This window comes from Rhodococcus sp. BP-316 (genome assembly GCF_019836105.1).
Taxonomy (GTDB): domain Bacteria; phylum Actinomycetota; class Actinomycetes; order Mycobacteriales; family Mycobacteriaceae; genus Rhodococcoides.
On record NZ_JABUEE010000001.1, the window covers coordinates 291,672 to 310,699 of the forward strand.

Sequence of the window (19,028 nt, forward strand, 5' to 3'; positions counted from 1 at the left end):
GGCGCACCCGGGGATGGTCAGGACTCCCGCATAGCCTGTTCCATCGCAGCACGCGGGGCAGGCCTACCGGTGAACTGCTCCACCTGACCGAATGCCTGGTGCAGCAGCATCGCGAGGCCGCCGACGACGACGCCACCGGACTCCTCGACCGCGGCGGCCAGCGGCGTGGGCCACGGGTGGTAGATCGCGTCCAGCAGCACGCGCGTCCCGCGCAGTGCGTCGATCATCGCAGCGCCGCCCTCGGGCGGGACGGTGGACACCACGGCTGCCGCGTCCGCGACCGCTCGCGGCAGCGCGTCGTCGTCCGGTGCACTCCACCGGGCGGTGAGACCGGCGTCGCGCGCACAGACCAGAGCTCCCTCCGCCCGCTCCTCGTCCCGCGAGACGACGGTGACCGCATTCGCCCCGAGATCACGCAGAGCGACGAGCGCCGGGCGGGACGTTCCGCCCGCCCCGACGACGACCACCGACGCTCCCGACAGGTCACGGACACCGACCGTGCCGAGGGCGCCCGTGACACCGTCGACGTCGGTGCAGTCGGCGCGCCAGCCCGAGTCGGTGCGTACCAGGGTGTTCGCCGAGCCCACAGCGATTGCGCGCTGCGTTCGTTCGGTCGCACAGGCCAGAGCCGCGAACTTGCCCGGCATGGTCACCGACAGTCCCACCCACTCGGGTCCGAGGCCGTCCACGAACTCCGGAAGCCGTTCCGCGGTGCACTCCACCCGCTCGTAGGTCCACCCGGTGAGCCCGAGCTCCCGGTACGCCGCCGCGTGCAGGATCGGTGAACGCGAGTGCGCCACCGGCGACCCCAGAACGGCCGCGCGCCTCGTCGACGAGGCGTCGGAGACGGACGTCACCGGCCGCTGTCGAGGAACCCGCCCTCGACCTTCGTGATGTTGTCCAGGTGCACCTGGTAGTCGTCGGTGAAGAGCGTCTCACCGGCCGCGTTGATGGTGACGAAGTAGAGCCAGTTGCCGGGCTCGGGAGCCTCGGCAGCCTGCACCGCTGCCACACCGGGAGAGCAGATCGGCGTCGCCGGCAGACCCTCCTTGGCGTACGTGTTCCACGGCGTGACGTTCGCACGGTCGGCGTCGGTGGTGGCCACCTCGGTGGTGTCCAGCGAGTAGTTGACCGTCGAGTCGAATTCCAGACGCTGCCCGATGGCGAGACGGTTGAGGATGACGCGCGCCACCTTGGCGAAGTCCTGCGGCAACGCCTCGCGCTCGATGAGGGACGACGCCACGAGCACCTGGTACGGGTCGAGACCCGAGGAGGCGCCTGCCTCCAGTAGACCGGTGTCCTCGTAGATCGCAGCACTCTCGGACACGAGTTGACGCAGGATATCCGTCGGTGCGGCGCTGGGGTCGAAGTTGAACGTGCCCGCGGCGATGAGCCCCTCGAGCTGACGATCGCGATCCGGCACCTGCCGCACCGCGTCGGTCGCCCAGTCGGCGACACCGAGTGCGGAAGGATCGTCCCCCGCACCCGCGAGGTTCAGGTCGTCGTATGTCACGCACGGAAGACCCTCTCCGACAGCACAACTGGCCTCGGAGATCAGCGTGTAGATGCCCTTGCGGACGGCGCCGGTGTTGACGTCGGTCGAGTCGTGCAGCTGACGGCCCTCGGCGATCTGGATCTGGCCCACTCGCGATGCCGGGTCCACCAGTGCGGAGACGGCGTCGGCCGCCGCCATCTGCGAGCGCATCCGATAGAAACCGGGCTGCACGGAGGTCATCGCGGTGTTCTGGACCGCGGCCTCGTAGAAGGCCGCCGAGCTGGCGGTGACGTCCTTGTCCGCCATCTCGGTCGCGATCTCCTGTGCGGTGTCGCCCGAGGCGACCTGCACCACCACGGCGTCGCCGCCGGGACCCGGGTAGTCCTCCGCGACCGCGGCCCCGCCGCCGGTGAACTTCGACACTCCCCACACACCTCCGACGGCCACGAGGCCGACCAGGACCAGCACACCGAGTCCGCCGATGATGCGCGAGCGACGCTTGCGACCGGCCGCGGCGCGGTCGCGGCGGGTGTCCGCGCGGCTCGCGCGGCTCGGGCGGTCACCGGGACCCGACGCCACTCGCGCAGGACGGGCGCGGCGGTCGTCGGCGAGCGGCTGACGGCGCAGGTCGTCGACCGGGAGATTCAGCTCGTCGGTGTCCCACTCGTCGCGTCGGCCGGGCCGCTGTCCACGACCGTCGTCCGTCACGGGGTCGTCCCCGGTGTGTCCTGCTCCGGACCGTGATTCTCGGGCACCGTTGCCCCCTCCTCGTTCGCCTGGGCGACCATCTCTCGCGCCAGGACACTGCGGCGCTCGTCGAGCCACCCTTGCAGGATGGCGACCGCCGCCGCCTGGTCGATCATCGACCGTTGGTCTCTCGCGCGGACGCCGCTGTCTCGAAGACCACGCGCGGCACTCACCGTAGTCAAGCGTTCGTCGGACAGCCGCACCGGCACGCCGGGCAGCGCACGGTGCAGGACTCGGGCGAAACGGACAGCCAGCGTGGCGGCGGTTCCGCGCTCGCCGCGCAGCGTGCGCGGCAGACCGACGATGATCTCGACGGCCTCGTACTCCTCGGCGAGCGCGACGATCCGCTGGACGTCGGCCGAGTCGGTGTGCGTCTTCGCTGCGCGCGGGACCGTCTCGACGGGTGTGGCGAGGGTGCCGTCGGGATCGGAGGACGCCACTCCGACGCGCACGCTCCCGACGTCGATCGCGAGCCGCCGCCCTCGCCCCGGGTCGTCGGCGCCCGGCCGGTCGGGCGCGGAGCTGCCGGCGGCCACCGTCAGGAGTTCCCGGCGATCTCGGTGACGCGACCGAGCAGAGCCTCGATCGCCGCGGGAACACCCGACGCGTCGGACCCGGCTCCCTGCGCGGTGTCGGCCTTGCCACCGCCGCGGCCGCCGATGCTCGGACCGAAGGCGCCCACCAGTTCACCGGCCTTCACGCCGAGTTCCTGCGCGGCCTTGGTCGTCGACACGACGAACGGCACCTTGCCGTCGACGTCTCCGAACAGCGCCACCACCGCGGGCTGCGTGCCGAACCGGCCGCGAACGTCGCCGACGAGGGTGCGCAGATCCGCGGCACCGACGCCGGCCGGCGCGGGCTCCGCGACGACGAGCAGCGACCCGATTCGGCGCGCCGTGTCGACGTAGGACCCGGCGGACGAGAGCACGGCGGCGGCGCGAGTGGCCTCGAGCTCCTTCTCGGCGACGCGGAGCCGTTCGACGAGGTTCTCGATCCGCGCGGGCACCTCGTCGGTGGGCACCTTGAGCGACGAGGCGACACCGGCGAGCAGCGCGCGCTCCTTGGCGAGGTACTTGTACGAGTCGAGGCCGACGAAGGCCTCGACGCGTCGCACGCCCGACCCGACCGACGACTCTCCGAGGAGCGTCACCGGGCCGATCTGCGACGAGTGCTGGACGTGGGTGCCGCCGCACAGTTCCATCGAGAACGGTCCGCCGATCTCCACGACCCGGACCTCGTCGCCGTAGTTCTCACCGAACAGCGCCATCGCCCCCATGGCCTTGGCGTCGTCGAGATCGGTGACGAAGGTGTTGACCGCGAAGTCGGACGCGACGGCGTCGTTGGTGACGGACTCGATGTCCTCGCGCTGCGACTCCGACAGCGCACCCTGGTACGTGAAGTCGAACCGCAGGTAGCCGGGCTTGTTCAGCGATCCGGCCTGTACCGCGTTCGGGCCCAGGATCTGGCGGAGTGCGGCGTGCACCATGTGCGTGCCGGAGTGTCCCTGGGTGGCGCCGCGGCGCCACTGCTGGTCGACGTGCGCGGTGACGACGTCGCCCTCGGTGAGCTGCCCCTCGTCGACGGTGACCTTGTGCACCCACACGGTCTTCGCGATCTTCTGCACGTCGCCCACGGTGACACTCAGTCCCGGACCCGTGAGGGTGCCGATGTCCGCGAGCTGTCCGCCGGACTCGGCGTACAGCGGGCTGCGGTCGAGGATGACCTCGACCTTCTCCCCCGCAGCGGCGGTGGGCACCCGCACGCCCTCGGCGATGATCGCGAGAACCGTTGCCTCGCTGTCCATCTCGTCGAAACCGGTGAACTCGGTGGGACCACGGTCGACGAACTCCTTGTACACCGTCAGGTCGGTGTGCGCGTGCTTGCGCGACTGCGCGTCGGCCTTCGCACGGTTGCGCTGCTCCGCCATGAGCGTGCGGAATCCGGCCTCGTCGACCTGCAGACCCGCCTCGGCCGCCATCTCGAGTGTGAGGTCGATGGGGAAGCCGTACGTGTCGTGCAGGACGAAGGCCTCGTCACCGCTGATGCGGGTGCCGCCGGACGCGGTCACGGCCTGAGCGGCGTTGTCGAAGAGACGCGATCCGGACGTGAGGGTCGCGAGGAACGCCTTCTCCTCGCCGACGGCGACGGACTCGATGCGCGCGAAGTCCTCGACCAGTTCCGGGTACGACTCGGCCATCGTGTCGCGGACGACCGTGACGAACCGCGCCATCGAGGGGTCCTCGGCACCGAGCAGGCGTGCGCTGCGCACGATCCGGCGCAGCAGACGCCGCAGCACGTAGCCACGGCCGTCGTTGCCCGGCGTCACGCCGTCGGCGATGAGCATGACCGCGGTGCGGGCGTGATCGGCGATGACGCGGAACCGTACGTCCGCGTCGTGGTTCTCCCCGTACCGACGGCCGGACAGTGCCTCGGCCTCGGTGATGACGGGACGGACCAGATCGGTCTCGTAGACGTTGTCGACGTCCTGCAGCAGGAACGCCACGCGCTCGACACCCATACCGGTGTCGATGTTCTTGCGCGGCAACGGCCCCAGGATCTCGAAGTCGTCCTTCGACGTCCCCTGTCCGCGCTCGTTCTGCATGAACACGAGATTCCAGATCTCGATGTAGCGGTCCTCGTCCGCCTCCGGACCGCCCTCCTTGCCGAACTCGGGTCCGCGGTCGTAGTAGATCTCCGAGCACGGCCCGCAGGGTCCGGGAATGCCCATGGACCAGTAGTTGTCGGCCATGCCTCGGCGCTGGATGCGCTCGTCGGGCAGACCGGCGACGTCCTTCCAGATCTGGATGGCCTCGTCGTCGTCGAGATACGCTGTGGCCCAGATCCTCTCGGGATCGAAGCCGTAGCCACCGTCCTCGACGGACGAGGTGAGCAGTGACCACGCGAAGCCGATGACCTCGCGCTTGAAATAGTCGCCGAACGAGAAGTTGCCGGCCATCTGGAAGAACGTGTTGTGGCGGGTGGTCACGCCCACGTTCTCGATGTCGCCGGTGCGCACACACTTCTGCACACTCACGGCACGCGCGAACGGCGGGGTGCGCTGCCCGAGGAAGTACGGGACGAACTGCACCATGCCGGCATTGATGAACAGCAGATTCGGGTCGTCGAGGACCAGCGAGGCGCTGGGGACGGGGGTGTGTCCCAGCTTCTCGAAATGGTCGAGGAAACGACGGCGAATCTCGTGAGTCTGCACGGAAACACCCTAGCGCGCGAGAGCACGCACGATTCTGCGGAGCTTGCCGACGCGCGTCTCGAGGTCTCGCTCCGCTCCGTGGTTGGTGGGCCGGTAGTAGTCGGTGCCCACCAGCTCGTCGGGCGGGTACTGCTGGGCGAGCACACCGTCGGGGTCGTCGTGCGGAAACTTGTAGCCCACCGCGTTGCCCAGTGAGGCGGCTCCCGTGTAGTGCCCGTCGCGCAGGTGCGGCGGCACGGCGCCTGCCTTCCCCGCCGCGATGTCGGCCATCGCCGCGGACAGCGCGCTGGTGACGGCACCGGACTTCGGTGCGGTGGCGAGGTGGATGGTGGCCTGGGCGAGGGCGAGCCGCGCCTCGGGCATCCCGATCGTCTGCACCGCCTGCGACGCCGCCGTCGCGACCAGCAACGCGGTGGGGTCTGCCATGCCGATGTCCTCGCTGGCGTGCACCACGAGCCTGCGGGCGATGAAGCGTGCGTCCTCACCGGCGGTGATCATCCGGGCGAGGTAGTGCATGGCCGCATCGACGTCGGAACCGCGGATCGACTTGATGAACGCGCTGATGACGTCGTAGTGCTGGTCACCGTCCCGGTCGTACCGCACCGCGGCTCGGTCGACACTCTTCTCCACGGTCTCGAGATCCACGGTGCCGCCCGCACCCGCCGTGTCGGCGGCCGCCTCGAGCGCTGTCAGACCCCGTCGAGCGTCACCGCCGGCCAGCCGCACGATGTGTCCGAGCGCCTCGTCGGTCACCGTCACCGACCCGCCGAGACCGCGCTCGTCCGCCAGCGCCCGCGTGAGAACCTCGCGGATGTCGTCGTCGGTGAGCGACCGGAGCTGCAGCACCAGGGACCGTGACAGCAGCGGCGACACGACGGAGAACGACGGGTTCTCCGTCGTCGCGGCGACGAGCAGCACGATCCGGTTCTCGACGGCGGCGAGCAGGGCGTCCTGCTGGGTCTTGGAGAACCGGTGCACCTCGTCGATGAAGAGCACGGTCTGCTCGTTGTTCAGCAGCCGGCGACGCGCCAGGTCGATCACGGCCCGAACGTCCTTGACGCCCGCGGAGAGCGCGGACAGGGCCTCGAACTTGCGGCCGGTGGCACCCGAGATCAAGGACGCGAGCGTGGTCTTGCCGGTGCCGGGTGGGCCGTAGAGCATGACCGACGCTGCGCCGGACCCCTCCACCAGGCGGCGCAGCGGGGCACCCGGGGTGAGGAGGTGGCCCTGGCCCACGACCTCGTCCAAAGACCGTGGACGCATCCGCACGGCCAGCGGCGCACCCGGTGTGCTCGCACGCGGGGACGGGACGAACGCGTCCCCGTCGGGAGCAGCGGTGTCGTCGTCGAAGAGGGAGTCGTCGGCGCTCATCGGACGGTCAGGACGCGGCGGCGGGCCACCGCGCCGCGAGTGCCTGCCGGACATCGCCCGCGAAGTCCGCGAGATCGTGGTGCCCGACGAAGCGCGCGTACTCCGAGAGGATGGACCACCGCGTGGTCAGCGCGGCGGCGCGGGGCACCGAGAGGTGGTGCCGACGCAGTGCGGCGTTGCGGGTGTCGTCGTCGGGGAGGAACCAGTGCGTCGTGAGCCAGGCCCACACCAACTGGGCGTCCAGCAACTTGGCGTGCAGCACGTCGTCGTCGGCGAGGTGCGGCCAGATTCCGACCACCTCGGCGCGCCACGCATCGACCATGGCCTCGGCGCGTTCCGGCGTGAGATCGAGACGGCACAGGCAGCCGGGGTAGGACAGGAGCGTGTAGGCCACGTCGAGAGTGGCGTCCCGGAAGCCTCCCCACTCGTAGTCCAGGAATCGCACGCCCTCGTCGTTGACGATGATGTTGTCCGGGCACAGGTCCGACGGACTGAAGGCGCGGTGTCCGCCGGAACCGAAGAGTTTGGCCGCGCGGGCGACGGCGGCGGCGACCGCGGGCGGCACCTCGATGCCGAGATCCGCGGCGAGCATCGCCGGGACGTCCGACTGGGCCACCGCGACCTGATCGGCCAGCCCGTCCCGAGAATCGGCGACGCCGGCGCGACCGAGGAGCGCCCCGAAATCCTCCTCGCGGCCGAACGTGGCGGCGTGCATCCGCCCGAGTGCCTGGGCCAGAGCCATGAGCGAGTTGGTGACGGACGACGGATCGGGGTTCGCGATCAGACTGGTGAACGGCGCGGCGTCCCCCAGGTCACTGAGGACGAGGAGCCGTTCCTTCAGGTCGTACGCGATGAGGGAGGGACCGGGACGGGTGTGCGTCGCGAGGGCGGTGGCGAACTGGTACGAGACCGCTTCGCGCAGGAACGCCGTGTGGTCTCCGGCGCCGAGACCCGTGCGGGACACCGACTCCGTGGACGTCTCGCGGACCTGCTTGATCACGAGCGTGCGGGGCAACTGGAACGGGTTCTCGGCCACCCGGACACGGATGACCACGGTGCGCCCGCTGCCGCCGAGATCGACCGGGTCGACCAGGGTCACCGATGCTCCCGTGCGTCTGGTGAGGAGTTCTCGTGCTGCTGCCACTGCTTCGGTGACCGGATCTGCCAACATTGCCGTCATCGATTGTCCGACCCACCTCGTTCGTGAACGGGCAGGTCATTCCTCGTTTCCGTACTCGCGTCGGCCCGCGAGGGCCGCCTGTGGTGCTGTGTGCGTACTGCCGGAGCAGGATCGGGTTCCCCGCTCCACAGTCGATGAAACGGGCTCGCTGTGCGGTTTCTCGACCCTATCGCACTCTCGGCGACAGCTCGGGGGCGCCGCTGGGACCTCGGTGCCCATGAAAGGCAAGACCCGAGGTCAGACGGCTCGGACGATCGGCGCGACGTCGACCGACACGGCGATGCGGCTCCCCGCCGACTCCGTGTAGATGATGCCGCGCAGCGGCGGGACGTCGTCGTAGTCACGGCCCCACGCCACCGTCACGTAGCGCTCGTCCACCCACTGGTCGTTGGTCGGGTCGAAGGCCAGCCACGAGCCGTCCGGTGACCGCACCGCCGCCCAGGCGTGGGTGGCGTCCACGCCCACCATGCGTTCCTTGCCCGGCGGCGGCTGAGTCGCGAGGTAGCCGGAGACGTAGCGCGCGGCGAGGCCGTGCGAGCGCAGGCACGCGACGGCGACCCGTGCGAAGTCCTGACACACACCGGTCCGGGCGGCGAGGACGTCCGCGACGGTCGTCGAGATGGTCGTCGACCCCGACAGGTAGGCGAAGTCGGTGTGGATCCGGTGGTTGAGGTCGAACACCGCCTCCACCAACGGGCGGCCCTCGGTCAGCGAGAGCGCGGCGTACTCGTGCACCTCGTCGGTGATCTCCGGTGGCACGAGATCGAGCACGAAGTCGACGTCCAGGGCCCCGTCGACCCCGGTGGGACGAGCACTCTCCCACGCCGTCGTCGCAGCCCGGGTGGTGAGGCGAGCGGGGTCGGGAGGGTCCACGGCGACCAGGGCGCGCGCGGTCACGCACAACCGGTCGTGATCGGTGGTGACGTGGAAGTAGACGTCCTCGTTCCCGAAGAGGTCGACACCGGTGGACCGGTCGGTCGGCGTCGGCGTCACGGTGACGGAGGCGTCGAGACACCGCTGCTCCGAGGTCGAGCGCGGGAAGAGGTGGCCGCGGCCGTACGACGACGACACGGTGCCCTGATAGACGTACTCGGTGCGGTGGGTGATGGCGTACCACCGCGCACCCTCGTGATCGGTCACGACAACACCCGTCCGCCGCCGCGTCCCCACAACGGCTGCGTGCCGCCGGGCAGCGTCAGGTGCGCCGCGGTGATCGACTCGGAGAGGTCGAGCAGATCGGTGTGCACCGACCGGACGACGTCGTCGAACTCCGATCGGGTCCCGGTGGAGTCGACGTCCTCGAGATCGGACGGGTCCACTCGGCGCAGCGTCGCGACGATGCGCTCGAGCGCCCGATCGGTGCGGGAGGTCCCCGTCGACCCGGGCAGCGACGCCAGGTTCACCGCTGCTCGTTCCACCGAGTGGATGACCGAGCGCGGGTTGCCGCCGTCGAAGAGCACGAGCTCGGCCACGGCGCCCACCTCGGGAGCACCGCGATAGCGGCGCCGGTAGGTGACCGACGAGTCGGCGGCGTTCAGCACCGCCCCGAGCACGGCCTGCTCGACGGCCGGTGGGCGCGCGGTGCCCACGGTCTCGGCGAGCAGGGCGGTGATCTGCAGAGCGCGCTCGATGCGCTTGCCCGTGTCCATGAGGAACCAGCCCGGATCGTGCACCATCGACTCGGCCGACAGACCGGCGACGGCGAGCATCGACCCCACGACACGGCTCTGCGTCGACCAGAGCCCCGCCTCGTCGGACACCGGCGACGCCGCACACTCGGCGAGCGCGGTGTCGAGCCGGTTGAACACCGCCCAGGTGTCCTCGCCCAGCTGATCCCGCACCGCGCGGGCACACGTCTGCAACGCCGCCACGGCGTGCGCGAGCGAACCGGTGCGCCGCGTCCGCACCGTCAGCGACCGGAACTCCGCGAGCAGGTCCGACCGCGTGGTCGCGGCGCGGAACCCCGGCGCCGTCGCGGTCACCGCGGTCACCGCGTCGAGCACCACGGCGAGGGCGACGTCCGTGTCGGACCGCGCCTGCTCCCCGAACGGCGTCTCGCCGCGATGATCGCGGACCATCTGGTTCGCGGCCACCAGCAGGCGGGCCGTCGCCTCGGCACGCTCGCCGTAGCGACCCATCCAGTACAGGTCGTCGAGCACACGCGGCGTGCTCACCGAGTCGATGACACGGGGACGGCGTCCACCCATCGGACGCGGTGCGTCGACGGCGCTCGACACGTCCGGCTGATCCGACCGGCCGCGACGCTCGGCCAGCACCCACACGTCCTTGGCAGCGGTCGTGGCCATGGGCTCCGACGGCGGATCCGTGACCAACACCTGGGCCAGACCGCCCGTCATCGGGGTGTAGCCCCGGCGCCCGGCCACGTCGAACAGTCGGATGCCGACGGGCCTCGGCAGCACGGCGGCGTCGTGCCGGCGATGACCGACCGGCCCGACGGGCGACGTCGCCAGGTCCGGAATCGCCCGCGCCGCCCACCCCGTCGGGTCCGCCCCGATCCGCCGCACCAGCTCGTCCCGTTCGCGCATGGACAGCGCGGGACCGACGACGCTCTCGTGCGAACCGATCGCGTACACCACGAGCGAACCGATACGAGAGACGATGTGCGACAAGCCGTGTGGATCCCCCGCCCAGAAGGCCGGGACCGAGTCGAGCAGGGGCTCCTCGCCGAGCAGCGCCCGACCCAGCTCCGGCAGCCGTCCGAACAGCGCCGCGTTCTCGAGGACGCCGCTGCCGATCGTGTTGACCACGGTGACGGCTCCGCGCCGCGCGACCTCGAGCAGTCCCACGACACCGAGGCGTGACTCGGGGCGCAGATCGAGCGGATCCACGTAGTCGTCGTCGACACGGCGCACCACGACGTCGACGCGGAGCAGGGTGCCGAGCGAGCGCATCCACAGGGCGCCGTCGCGGACGACCAGATCAGCGGACTCGACCAAGGGGAATCCGAGCACCGAGGCGAGATGCGCCTGGTCGAACGCCGTCTCCGACCAGACACCGGGACTGAGCACCACCACGAGCGGGTTCTCGGCGGCGGCAGGCGCCACCTCGACGAGGGCCACGCGCATCGCACCGACGTAGGTGCTCGCGGGACGGGGCGCCACCCGGCCGAAGACAGCCGGTACCGCACGCGCGACGATCGACCGGTCCGCCAGGGCGTAGCCGGCGCCCGACGGTGCCTGAGTGCGGTCGGAGAGGACTCGGAACTCGCCGTCGGTGCATCGGGCGATGTCCGCCGCGTGGAAGAACAGCTGATGTGGGCCGGGGATGGTGATGCCGTGCGCGGCTCGGAGATAGCCGCGATGCCGGAAGACGATCTCCGGCGGCAGCAGACCGCGGCGGATCAGGGTGCGCTCGCCGTACAGATCGGTGAGCACCGCGTCGAGGATGCGCGAGCGTTGCAGCATGCCGGCCTCGAGCCGGTCCCAGTCCGGCGCCGACACCACCGTCGGCACCACGTCGAGCTCCCATCGCGCACCGGACTGCGTCGACGACGGCGATTCGGACGACGCGTCCGCCGTGTCGTTGTAGGTGATGCCGGAGTCGTCCACCAGACGGCCCACGCGCAACTGTGCGGCGGCGAGATCAGCCGGGGTCACGTCCTCGGCGCCGGGGAGGGCCGCCCAGCGCTCTCGTAGCCGCGGACCACCGTCGACGGCGTTCTCCACGAGGTCGTCGTGGCCGTCCGGACGGATCTCGTCGAGGTACGCCGCGAGCACGGGAGATGTAGCCTCACCCTGCTGCACGCAACTCCCCCTCCGCAGACGACCGGCACCGCGCTCGGCGCACGTCCGCGAGAAATCTACCTGTCCGCCTGTGCCCGAGCCGATCGCCGGTGCAGGGAGAGCACAAAGGTCGCCGCGACGACGATGCCGAGGAGGTTGATACCCAGCTGTCCTGCGGACAGAGCGGCGATGCGCCAGCTCCCCACCGTGGCCGCGACGACGGCGAAACCTGCTGCCGGAACGGTGGTCACGGAGATGAAGACCCCGACCAGGGCGGCCGATTTCGCCGACACGAGCGCGAGCATGCCGGCGGCGCCGGCGAGCAGAGCCACGACGAGAGAGAACGGACCCACCTGGTAGATGAAGTCGACCTGCTGCAGGTCGTCCATCGCCTCCGGTCGGATCCATCCGAGGGCCTCGGCCCCGAACGCCCCCAGCGCCGTGATGACCATCGCGGTCGGGAAACCCACGAGCAGCGCCAGCAACGATCGACGGATCAGTGATCGCTGACGACGCACCAGGCCGACCGACAGCGCTGCCAGCGGACCGAACTCGGGTCCCACCACCATCGCACCGACGATGGTGACCGGCGAGTCGGTCACGACGCCGATGGCCGCCAGCAGCAGCGCGATGGTCAGGAAGGCCACGAACGTCAGGGTGAGGGACGATTCCTCCCGCGTACGTCCGACCAGTTCGTCCCAGACGATCGAGTCGTCCGGGTCACCGGGCGCGTCCTGTTCCGCGGTGCGCGCCGCGTCCGACAGCACCGTCTCCACGGGTTGCATGGTGATGGCTCCGTCGTGGGTCAGGCGCAGCGAACGCAGACCGTCGAGAACCTGATTCGCGCACTCCCGCACGACGACGGCGTCCACGACGTCGCCCTCCGGGCGCACGGCGGCACCGCGCAGAACGACGACGTGAGCGACGCCGGGAGTCTCGTCGAGCACCCGCAGCACCTCGTCGGTCCGGTCCGCCGGACTGACCACCCTGAGGTTCTGCATGCACTCTCCGTCCGCGCGTCGTCGACGCGTGACCGGCGACGCCTCGACCCTAGGTCGTGGGGCCCTCCGACGCGGGCTTCTCGCCCGATGCGCCACCCGGCGTCTGACGAGGAACCGGCTTCGCGTCGATACCCGACTCCTTGCGCTGCGCCGGGGTGATCGGAGCCGGCGCGTCGGTCAGCGGATCGACGCCGCCGCCCGACTTCGGGAATGCGATGACCTCACGGATGGAGTCCACTCCGGCCAGCAGGGCCGTGATGCGGTCCCAGCCGAAAGCGATACCGCCGTGGGGCGGCGCACCGAAGGCGAAGGCGTCGAGGAGGAAGCCGAACTTCTCCTGCGCCTGCTCCGCGTCGATGCCCATGATCGCGAAGACGCGCTCCTGGATGTCCTTGCGGTGGATACGGATCGAGCCGCCGCCGATCTCGTTGCCGTTGCAGACGATGTCGTACGCGTAGGCCAGGGCGTTGCCGGGGTCGGTGTCGAAGGTGTCCATCGACTCGGGCTTCGGCGAGGTGAAGGCGTGGTGCACGGCGGTCCACGAGCCGGAACCCACGGCGACGTCGCCGCTGGCGGTGGCATCGGACGTCGGCTCGAACAGCGGCGCGTCGACGATCCAGACGAAGGCCCACTCCTTCTCGTCGATGAGGCCTTGCTTGCGGGCGATCTCACCGCGGGCGGCACCGAGCAGTGCGCGCTGCGCCTTGGCGGGGCCGGCCGCGAAGAAGACGCAGTCACCGGGTTTCGCGCCGACGTGGGCGGCGAGTCCGTCGCGCTCGGCGTCCGACAGGTTCTTGGCGACGGGACCACCGAGGGTGCAATCCTCCTGGACCAGGACGTACGCGAGGCCCTTGGCGCCGCGCTGCTTCGCCCAGTCCTGCCACGCGTCGAGCTGCCGACGCGGCTGCGACGCACCGCCGGGCATGACGACGGCGCCGACGTACGGCGCCTGGAAGACGCGGAACGGCGTCTCGGCGAAGTACTCGGTGCACTCCACGAGCTCGACGCCGAAGCGGAGATCGGGCTTGTCGGAACCGAAGCGGCGCATCGCGTCCGCGTAGGTCATGCGCGGGATGGGTGTGGTGATCTCGTGGCCGATCAGGTTCCACAGCGAGGTGAGGATCTCCTCGGCGAGGACGATGACGTCGTCCTGCGTGACGAAGCTCATCTCGACGTCGAGCTGGGTGAACTCCGGCTGCCGGTCGGCGCGGAAGTCCTCGTCCCGGTAGCAGCGGGCGATCTGGTAGTACCGCTCGATGCCGCCGACCATGAGCAACTGCTTGAACAGCTGCGGGCTCTGCGGGAGTGCGTAGAAGCTTCCCGGCTGGAGTCGCGCGGGAACCAGGAAGTCGCGGGCACCCTCGGGGGTCGAGCGTGTCAGCGTGGGCGTCTCCACCTCGACGAATTCGTGGTGGGCCAGGACGGACCGTGCCGCCGCGTTGACCTTCGAGCGCAGTCGGATCGCATGACCGGGTCCGGCGCGACGCAGGTCCAGGTAGCGGTACTTGAGCCGCGCTTCCTCGCCCGGAGTCTCGTCCAGCTGGAACGGCAGCGGCGCGCTCTCGCCCAACACCTCCAGCTCGGTCACGTTCACCTCGACGGCGCCCGTCTGGATCTCGTGGTTCTGGTTGCCCTCGGGGCGGAGCTCGACGATGCCGGTGATCTTGACGCAGAACTCCGACCGCAGGCGGTGCGACTGCTCGGCCGCCGGACCGTCGCGGAACACGGCCTGGACCACTCCGGAGGCGTCACGCAGGTCGATGAAGATGACTCCGCCGTGATCGCGCCGTCGAGCGACCCAACCGGTCAGGGTGACGTGTCGGTCCGCGTGCTCGGCTCGAAGCGAACCGGCGAGGTGCGTGCGCAGCACAGGAGTCCTTCCAGAAGTAGACGAATACAGCTGGTGATCCTACGGACCATTCGAGCCCACCCCGACGCCGGGAGAAACAGCGCTGTGTCGGTGGTGGCACGTGCGAAGCTGTGAGCCGCACACGCCGACGAAAGTGGTGACTCATGACGTTCGACCCCGACGCCAGGATCGACTCCTCCCGGGTTCGACGGTCCTCCGGTGGCCGCGGCAAGGGCATCGCCGTCGGCGGCGGTCTCGGCGGCATCGTCATCGTGGTGATCACCCTGCTGCTCGGCGGCGACCCGTCGTCGGTGATCGGGCAGCTCGGCGGCGGTGAGGCCACGTCGCAGGACTCGGGCAGCGGCGCCATCGAGAACTGCGACACCGGGGCCGACGCCAACGCGAATGTCGACTGCCGGGTCACGGCCACCGTGAACAGTCTCGATCAGGTGTGGGACGCCGAGCTGGCGGCGCAGACGGGCGTGCCGTACGAGCGCCCCGAGGTCGACATCTTCTCCGGTCAGGTCTCCACCGGGTGCGGCGCCGCGACGTCCGACGTCGGCCCGTTCTACTGCCCCGCAGACTCCACCGCGTACTTCGACACCGGATTCTTCCAGGTGCTCGTCGACCAGTTCGGTTCCAGCGGCGGCCCGCTCGCGCAGGAGTACGTCGTGGCCCACGAGTTCGGCCACCACATCCAGAACCAGCTGGGCGACATCGGCCGGGCGCAGGCCGACCCGAACGGACCCGAGTCCGGCGCCGTGCGCACCGAGCTCCAGGCCGACTGCTACGCCGGCGTGTGGGCGAACAAGGCCGACGACGTTCCCGCACCCGGCAGTTCCGAGCCGCTGCTCGATCCGCTCACCGACCAGGACGTGTCCGACGCGTTGTCGGCCGCGTCGTCCGTCGGCGACGACCGGATCCAGCAGGCCTCGACGGGCCGCGTGAACCCGGAGGGCTGGACCCACGGCTCGTCCGACCAGCGACAGGCGTGGTTCGACGCCGGCTACCGCACGGGAGCTGTCGCCGCCTGCAACACCTACGACGCGTCGGATCTGAACGACCCGTCGTCCGTCCGCTGATGTCGTCCCGCACGGAGCTGCCGGTCTGTGAGACGTGTGGCGTGCAGTTCGACCGCGTCGATCCGGACCAGTGCCCGATCTGCACCGACGAGCGCCAGTACGTCGGACGCGGCGGCCAGCGGTGGACCACCGTCGCCGAGGTGTCGGCGTCGCACCGGACCGTGGTGCGCGAGGAGTACCCGGGCCTGTGGGGCATCGGCACCGAGCCGACCTTCGCGATCGGCCAACGCGCGCTGCTGGTCCCCGGCGACGGCGGAAACCTGCTGTGGGACAGCATCACCACGATCGACGACGCCGCGATCGCCCGTGTCACCGAACTGGGCGGCGTGTCGGCCGTCGCTCTGTCCCACCCGCACTACTACAGCGCGATGGTCGAGTGGAGCGAGGCCTTCGGCGACGTACCGATCTACGTGCACGAGTCCGACCGTGCGTGGCTGCCCCGCGCCGGCAACATCCGCACGTGGTCGGGCGACTCCCTGGAGATACTGCCGGGGCGGACGCTGATCAACACCCGGGTGCACTTCGCGGGCGGTTCGGTGCTGCACTGGCCGGGCACCGACGGTCGCGGCGCGCTGTGCACCGGGGACATCGTCCAGGTGGTGTCCGACCGCCGATGGGTCTCGTTCATGTACAGCTACCCCAACCTGATCCCCGAACATCCCGACACGATCCGCCGGACGGTCGCCCTCCTCGAGAACGTGGCCTTCGAGCGCATCGTCGGGGCGTGGTGGGACCGGGTCGTCGAGGAGGACGCTCACGGCGCGGTGGTCCGCTCGGCTCGGCGCTACCTCGAGCACATCGGCGTGACCCCCGGCTTCTGACCGGTCGACTCAGAACAGGGTCATCTCCGGTTCCGGAGCGGGCTCCGCGGGAGCTGCCCTGGCCACACGCCGCGCACCGGCCGGATCGAGCCCCGTCAGAGAGTGCTTCTCCCGCAACGGTTCCACCTTGTCGCGGAGCCACTGCTTGTATTCCGGGCTGACGTACGCCCCGCGTCCGTAGAGCACCCGATAGCGGCGCACGAGAGCCGGATGATGCTCGGCGAGCCAGCTCATGAACCACTCCTTGGTGCTGGACCGCAGATGCATCGGCAGCGCGGTCACACCGGTCGCGCCCGCCTCTTCCAGGGCCGCCATCAGGGCGCCGAGGTGTTTGGGACTGTCGGTCAGGAACGGGATGACGGGCGCGATGAGCACGTGGCACGACAGACCCGCGTCCGTGATGGCCCGGATCATGTCGAGGCGAGCGCGCGGTGACGGCGCCCCCGGCTCGAGGGACTTCTGCAGATCCTCGTCGTGAAAGGCGAGACTGACACTCACCTGCACGTTCACCTGCTGAGCGGCGAGGGTGAGCAGCGGCAGATCCCGTCGCAGCAGCGTGCCTTTGGTCAGAATCGAGAACGAGGTACCGGACTCGGTGAGCGCCCGGATGATGCCCGGCATGAGCTCGTAGCGACCCTCCGCGCGCTGGTACGGGTCGGTGTTGGTGCCCAGGGCGACCGGGTCACGTTTCCACGAGGCGCGGGCGAGTTCCTTGCGCAGCACCGAGACGATGTTGGTCTTGACCACGATCTGCGAGTCGAAGTCGCGGCCCGCATCGAGGTCGAGGTACTCGTGGGTCGGCCGGGCGAAGCAGTAGCGGCACGCGTGCGAGCACCCGCGCGCGGGGTTGATGGTCCAGCGGAACGGCAGCGCCGATTCCTCGGGCACCCGGTTGAGGGCGCTCTTGCAGAGCACCTCGTGGAAGGTGACGCCCTCGAACTCGGGCGTGCGGACGGTGCGGACCAGACCGGCACGCACCAGCCCGGTGCGCTCGAGGCCGGGAAGCGCCCCGTCGGGAGCGTCGAGTGTCTGACCGTCCCACCGCATGACCCCTCCTGTTCTCCGGCGACCCCGGCACACCGATGCCTCGAACACACGATCGATCGACGAATCGCAGACAGTCGAACATCCGTTCTATCGAGGTGTCAACTCTTCGGTAGTGTCGGTGGACATGGCCCTCCTCCCGTCTCCCCCGTCACCTGCGGACGGCGCCCGGTCCGACGATGTCGTCGCCTGGGTCGCCGAGCACCTCGGTGACCTCACCCTCGAAGAGCCCGAGGAGATCCGGGCGGGCGGTCTGCGCGGCGGACAGTCGGCAGCCGACGCCGCTCTCGCGAGCCTGGACATCACGGGCTACGCCCGGTCCCGCAGCACGGTGGAACCGACGTCGCGGCGCGGGGCGAGTCGCATGTCGCCGTACATCCGGCACGGCCTGCTCACGCTGAGCGAGGTGTGGGACGCGGTGGCGGACGCGCCGACCCGGGACCGGTCTCGTTACCGCGACGAGTTGCTGTGGCAGGAGTACGCCCGCCACCTGTACGCACGGGTGGGCTCGCACCTGGGGGCGTCACTCACGCGCGAGCAGCCCCGTCCGGCCGTCTCGGCGCACGACACCTGGTCCGACGATCCGTGGCCGGCCCGGATGCGCTGCATGGAGTCCGTCGTCGACGAGCTGCACGAGGACGGGTGGCTGGTGAACCAGACGCGCATGTGGCTGGCGTCGCAGTGGGCCGTGCGGGCCGGCGCGACATGGCGGGACGGCGAGGACGAGATGTTCACCCATCTCCTCGACGGCTCGAGGGCGGCCAACCGACTCGGCTGGCAGTGGACCGTCGGTACCGGCAGCGGCAAGGTCTACGGGTTCAGTCGCTGGCAGGTGGAGAAACGCGCACCCAGCCTGTGCCGATCGTGCGCGCTGTCGTCAGCGTGTCCCATTCAGGACTGGCCGACGGCCGCTCTCGGCCCGTCGGTCGACGGACCGAGCCTGGCCACCGGCGACACCCCGGCCGGCCCCGCGGACACCGTGGGTGAGGACGGCGACGAGGTGTGGCTGACGGCGGAGTCGCTCGGCAGCGCGGATCCGGCCCTCGCGGCCGACGACGCCCGCCCCGCGGTGTTCGTGTTCGACGAGCCGCTGCTCCGACGGTTGCAATTGTCCGGCAAGCGGCTGGTCTTCCTCGCCGAGACACTCGGCGAGCTCGCCGCCGTCCGGCCTCTGGAGGTACGGCGCGGACGGGTCACCGAGGAGCTCGCCGGACGGCGCCTCGCCGCGACCCACGCCCCGGTACCGGGGTGGGCACGCATCGCGGCCGCCCTCGATCCGGTGGAGGTGCACCCGTGGCCGTGGTTGGTGCGTCCGACCCGATCGTCGGTGCGGTCGTTCAGCGCGTGGCGCCGGGCGTCGGAGCGGGGAGGCCGGAGGCCGGCCGGGAAGTAGGCGGGGAGGGCGGAGGCCGGCCGGGAAGTAGGCGGGGAGGCCGGAGGCCGGCCGGAAAGTCGGCAGGAGGGCACCAGGTGGATCGGATACG

At 70.4% G+C, this 19,028-nt stretch carries 14 protein-coding genes; 3 read left to right on the forward strand and 11 right to left on the reverse strand.

Translation table 11 applies throughout. The annotated features are described in order from the left end of the window. Positions 1-17 precede the first annotated feature (17 nt). From HQ312_RS01305 to aspS, 10 genes are all read right to left on the reverse strand, one after another. The gene (locus HQ312_RS01305) at positions 18-857 is read right to left on the reverse strand and encodes a shikimate dehydrogenase (RefSeq protein ID WP_222637601.1); all 840 of its coding nucleotides are present in this window, start codon (positions 855-857) and stop codon (positions 18-20) included. After that, positions 854-2,203 (reverse strand): endolytic transglycosylase MltG, encoded by a 1,350-nt coding sequence (gene mltG, locus HQ312_RS01310; protein WP_051613215.1) that lies wholly within the window; start codon positions 2,201-2,203, stop codon positions 854-856. The genes HQ312_RS01305 and mltG overlap by 4 nt, the downstream gene beginning before the upstream one ends. Next, a complete protein-coding gene (gene ruvX / locus HQ312_RS01315) occupies positions 2,200-2,778 on the reverse strand; it encodes a Holliday junction resolvase RuvX (RefSeq protein ID WP_051613214.1) in 579 nt (192 codons plus the stop codon). Before ruvX ends, mltG begins: the two co-directional genes overlap by 4 nt. Before the next feature lie 2 nt (positions 2,779-2,780). Next, complete coding sequence (gene alaS / locus HQ312_RS01320) at positions 2,781-5,453, reverse strand: alanine--tRNA ligase (protein WP_222637602.1); 2,673 nt, start codon at positions 5,451-5,453, stop codon at positions 2,781-2,783. A 9-nt stretch (positions 5,454-5,462) separates the two neighbouring features. Next, the gene (locus HQ312_RS01325) at positions 5,463-6,824 is read right to left on the reverse strand and encodes a replication-associated recombination protein A (protein WP_222637603.1); all 1,362 of its coding nucleotides are present in this window, start codon (positions 6,822-6,824) and stop codon (positions 5,463-5,465) included. 7 nt (positions 6,825-6,831) lie between these two features. Further along, positions 6,832-8,004 (reverse strand): kinase, encoded by a 1,173-nt coding sequence (locus HQ312_RS01330; RefSeq protein WP_027505245.1) that lies wholly within the window; start codon positions 8,002-8,004, stop codon positions 6,832-6,834. 237 nt (positions 8,005-8,241) lie between these two features. Further along, on the reverse strand, positions 8,242-9,144 hold the full coding sequence (locus tag HQ312_RS01335) for a transglutaminase family protein (protein WP_056444737.1): 903 nt from the start codon (positions 9,142-9,144) through the stop codon (positions 8,242-8,244). After that, on the reverse strand, positions 9,141-11,768 hold the full coding sequence (locus HQ312_RS01340) for a circularly permuted type 2 ATP-grasp protein (protein WP_308123759.1): 2,628 nt from the start codon (positions 11,766-11,768) through the stop codon (positions 9,141-9,143). Before HQ312_RS01340 ends, HQ312_RS01335 begins: the two co-directional genes overlap by 4 nt. Before the next feature lie 56 nt (positions 11,769-11,824). After that, entirely contained in the window at positions 11,825-12,748 is a 924-nt protein-coding gene (locus tag HQ312_RS01345; RefSeq protein WP_056444744.1) for a DUF389 domain-containing protein, read from the reverse strand. Positions 12,749-12,797: 49 nt separating this feature from the next. Then, positions 12,798-14,618 carry an aspartate--tRNA ligase gene (gene aspS / locus HQ312_RS01350; RefSeq protein WP_222637604.1) on the reverse strand — a complete coding sequence of 607 codons (1,821 nt, stop codon included), beginning with the start codon at positions 14,616-14,618 and terminating at the stop codon, positions 12,798-12,800. A 143-nt stretch (positions 14,619-14,761) separates the two neighbouring features. On the opposite strand from aspS, the gene HQ312_RS01355 reads away from it, so the two are divergent. Both HQ312_RS01355 and HQ312_RS01360 read left to right on the forward strand, forming a co-directional pair. Then, positions 14,762-15,679 carry a neutral zinc metallopeptidase gene (locus tag HQ312_RS01355; protein ID WP_027505242.1) on the forward strand — a complete coding sequence of 306 codons (918 nt, stop codon included), beginning with the start codon at positions 14,762-14,764 and terminating at the stop codon, positions 15,677-15,679. Positions 15,680-15,720: 41 nt separating this feature from the next. Further along, a complete protein-coding gene (locus tag HQ312_RS01360) occupies positions 15,721-16,500 on the forward strand; it encodes an MBL fold metallo-hydrolase (RefSeq protein ID WP_222637605.1) in 780 nt (259 codons plus the stop codon). A 9-nt stretch (positions 16,501-16,509) separates the two neighbouring features. Here the strand turns inward: HQ312_RS01360 and HQ312_RS01365 are convergent, their stop codons facing one another. Then, positions 16,510-17,547 (reverse strand): Rv2578c family radical SAM protein, encoded by a 1,038-nt coding sequence (locus tag HQ312_RS01365; protein ID WP_222637606.1) that lies wholly within the window; start codon positions 17,545-17,547, stop codon positions 16,510-16,512. 124 nt (positions 17,548-17,671) lie between these two features. Between HQ312_RS01365 and HQ312_RS01370 the strand changes: the two genes are divergently transcribed. Continuing rightward, complete coding sequence (locus tag HQ312_RS01370) at positions 17,672-18,937, forward strand: FAD-binding domain-containing protein (protein WP_222637607.1); 1,266 nt, start codon at positions 17,672-17,674, stop codon at positions 18,935-18,937. Positions 18,938-19,028: the final 91 nt, after the last annotated feature.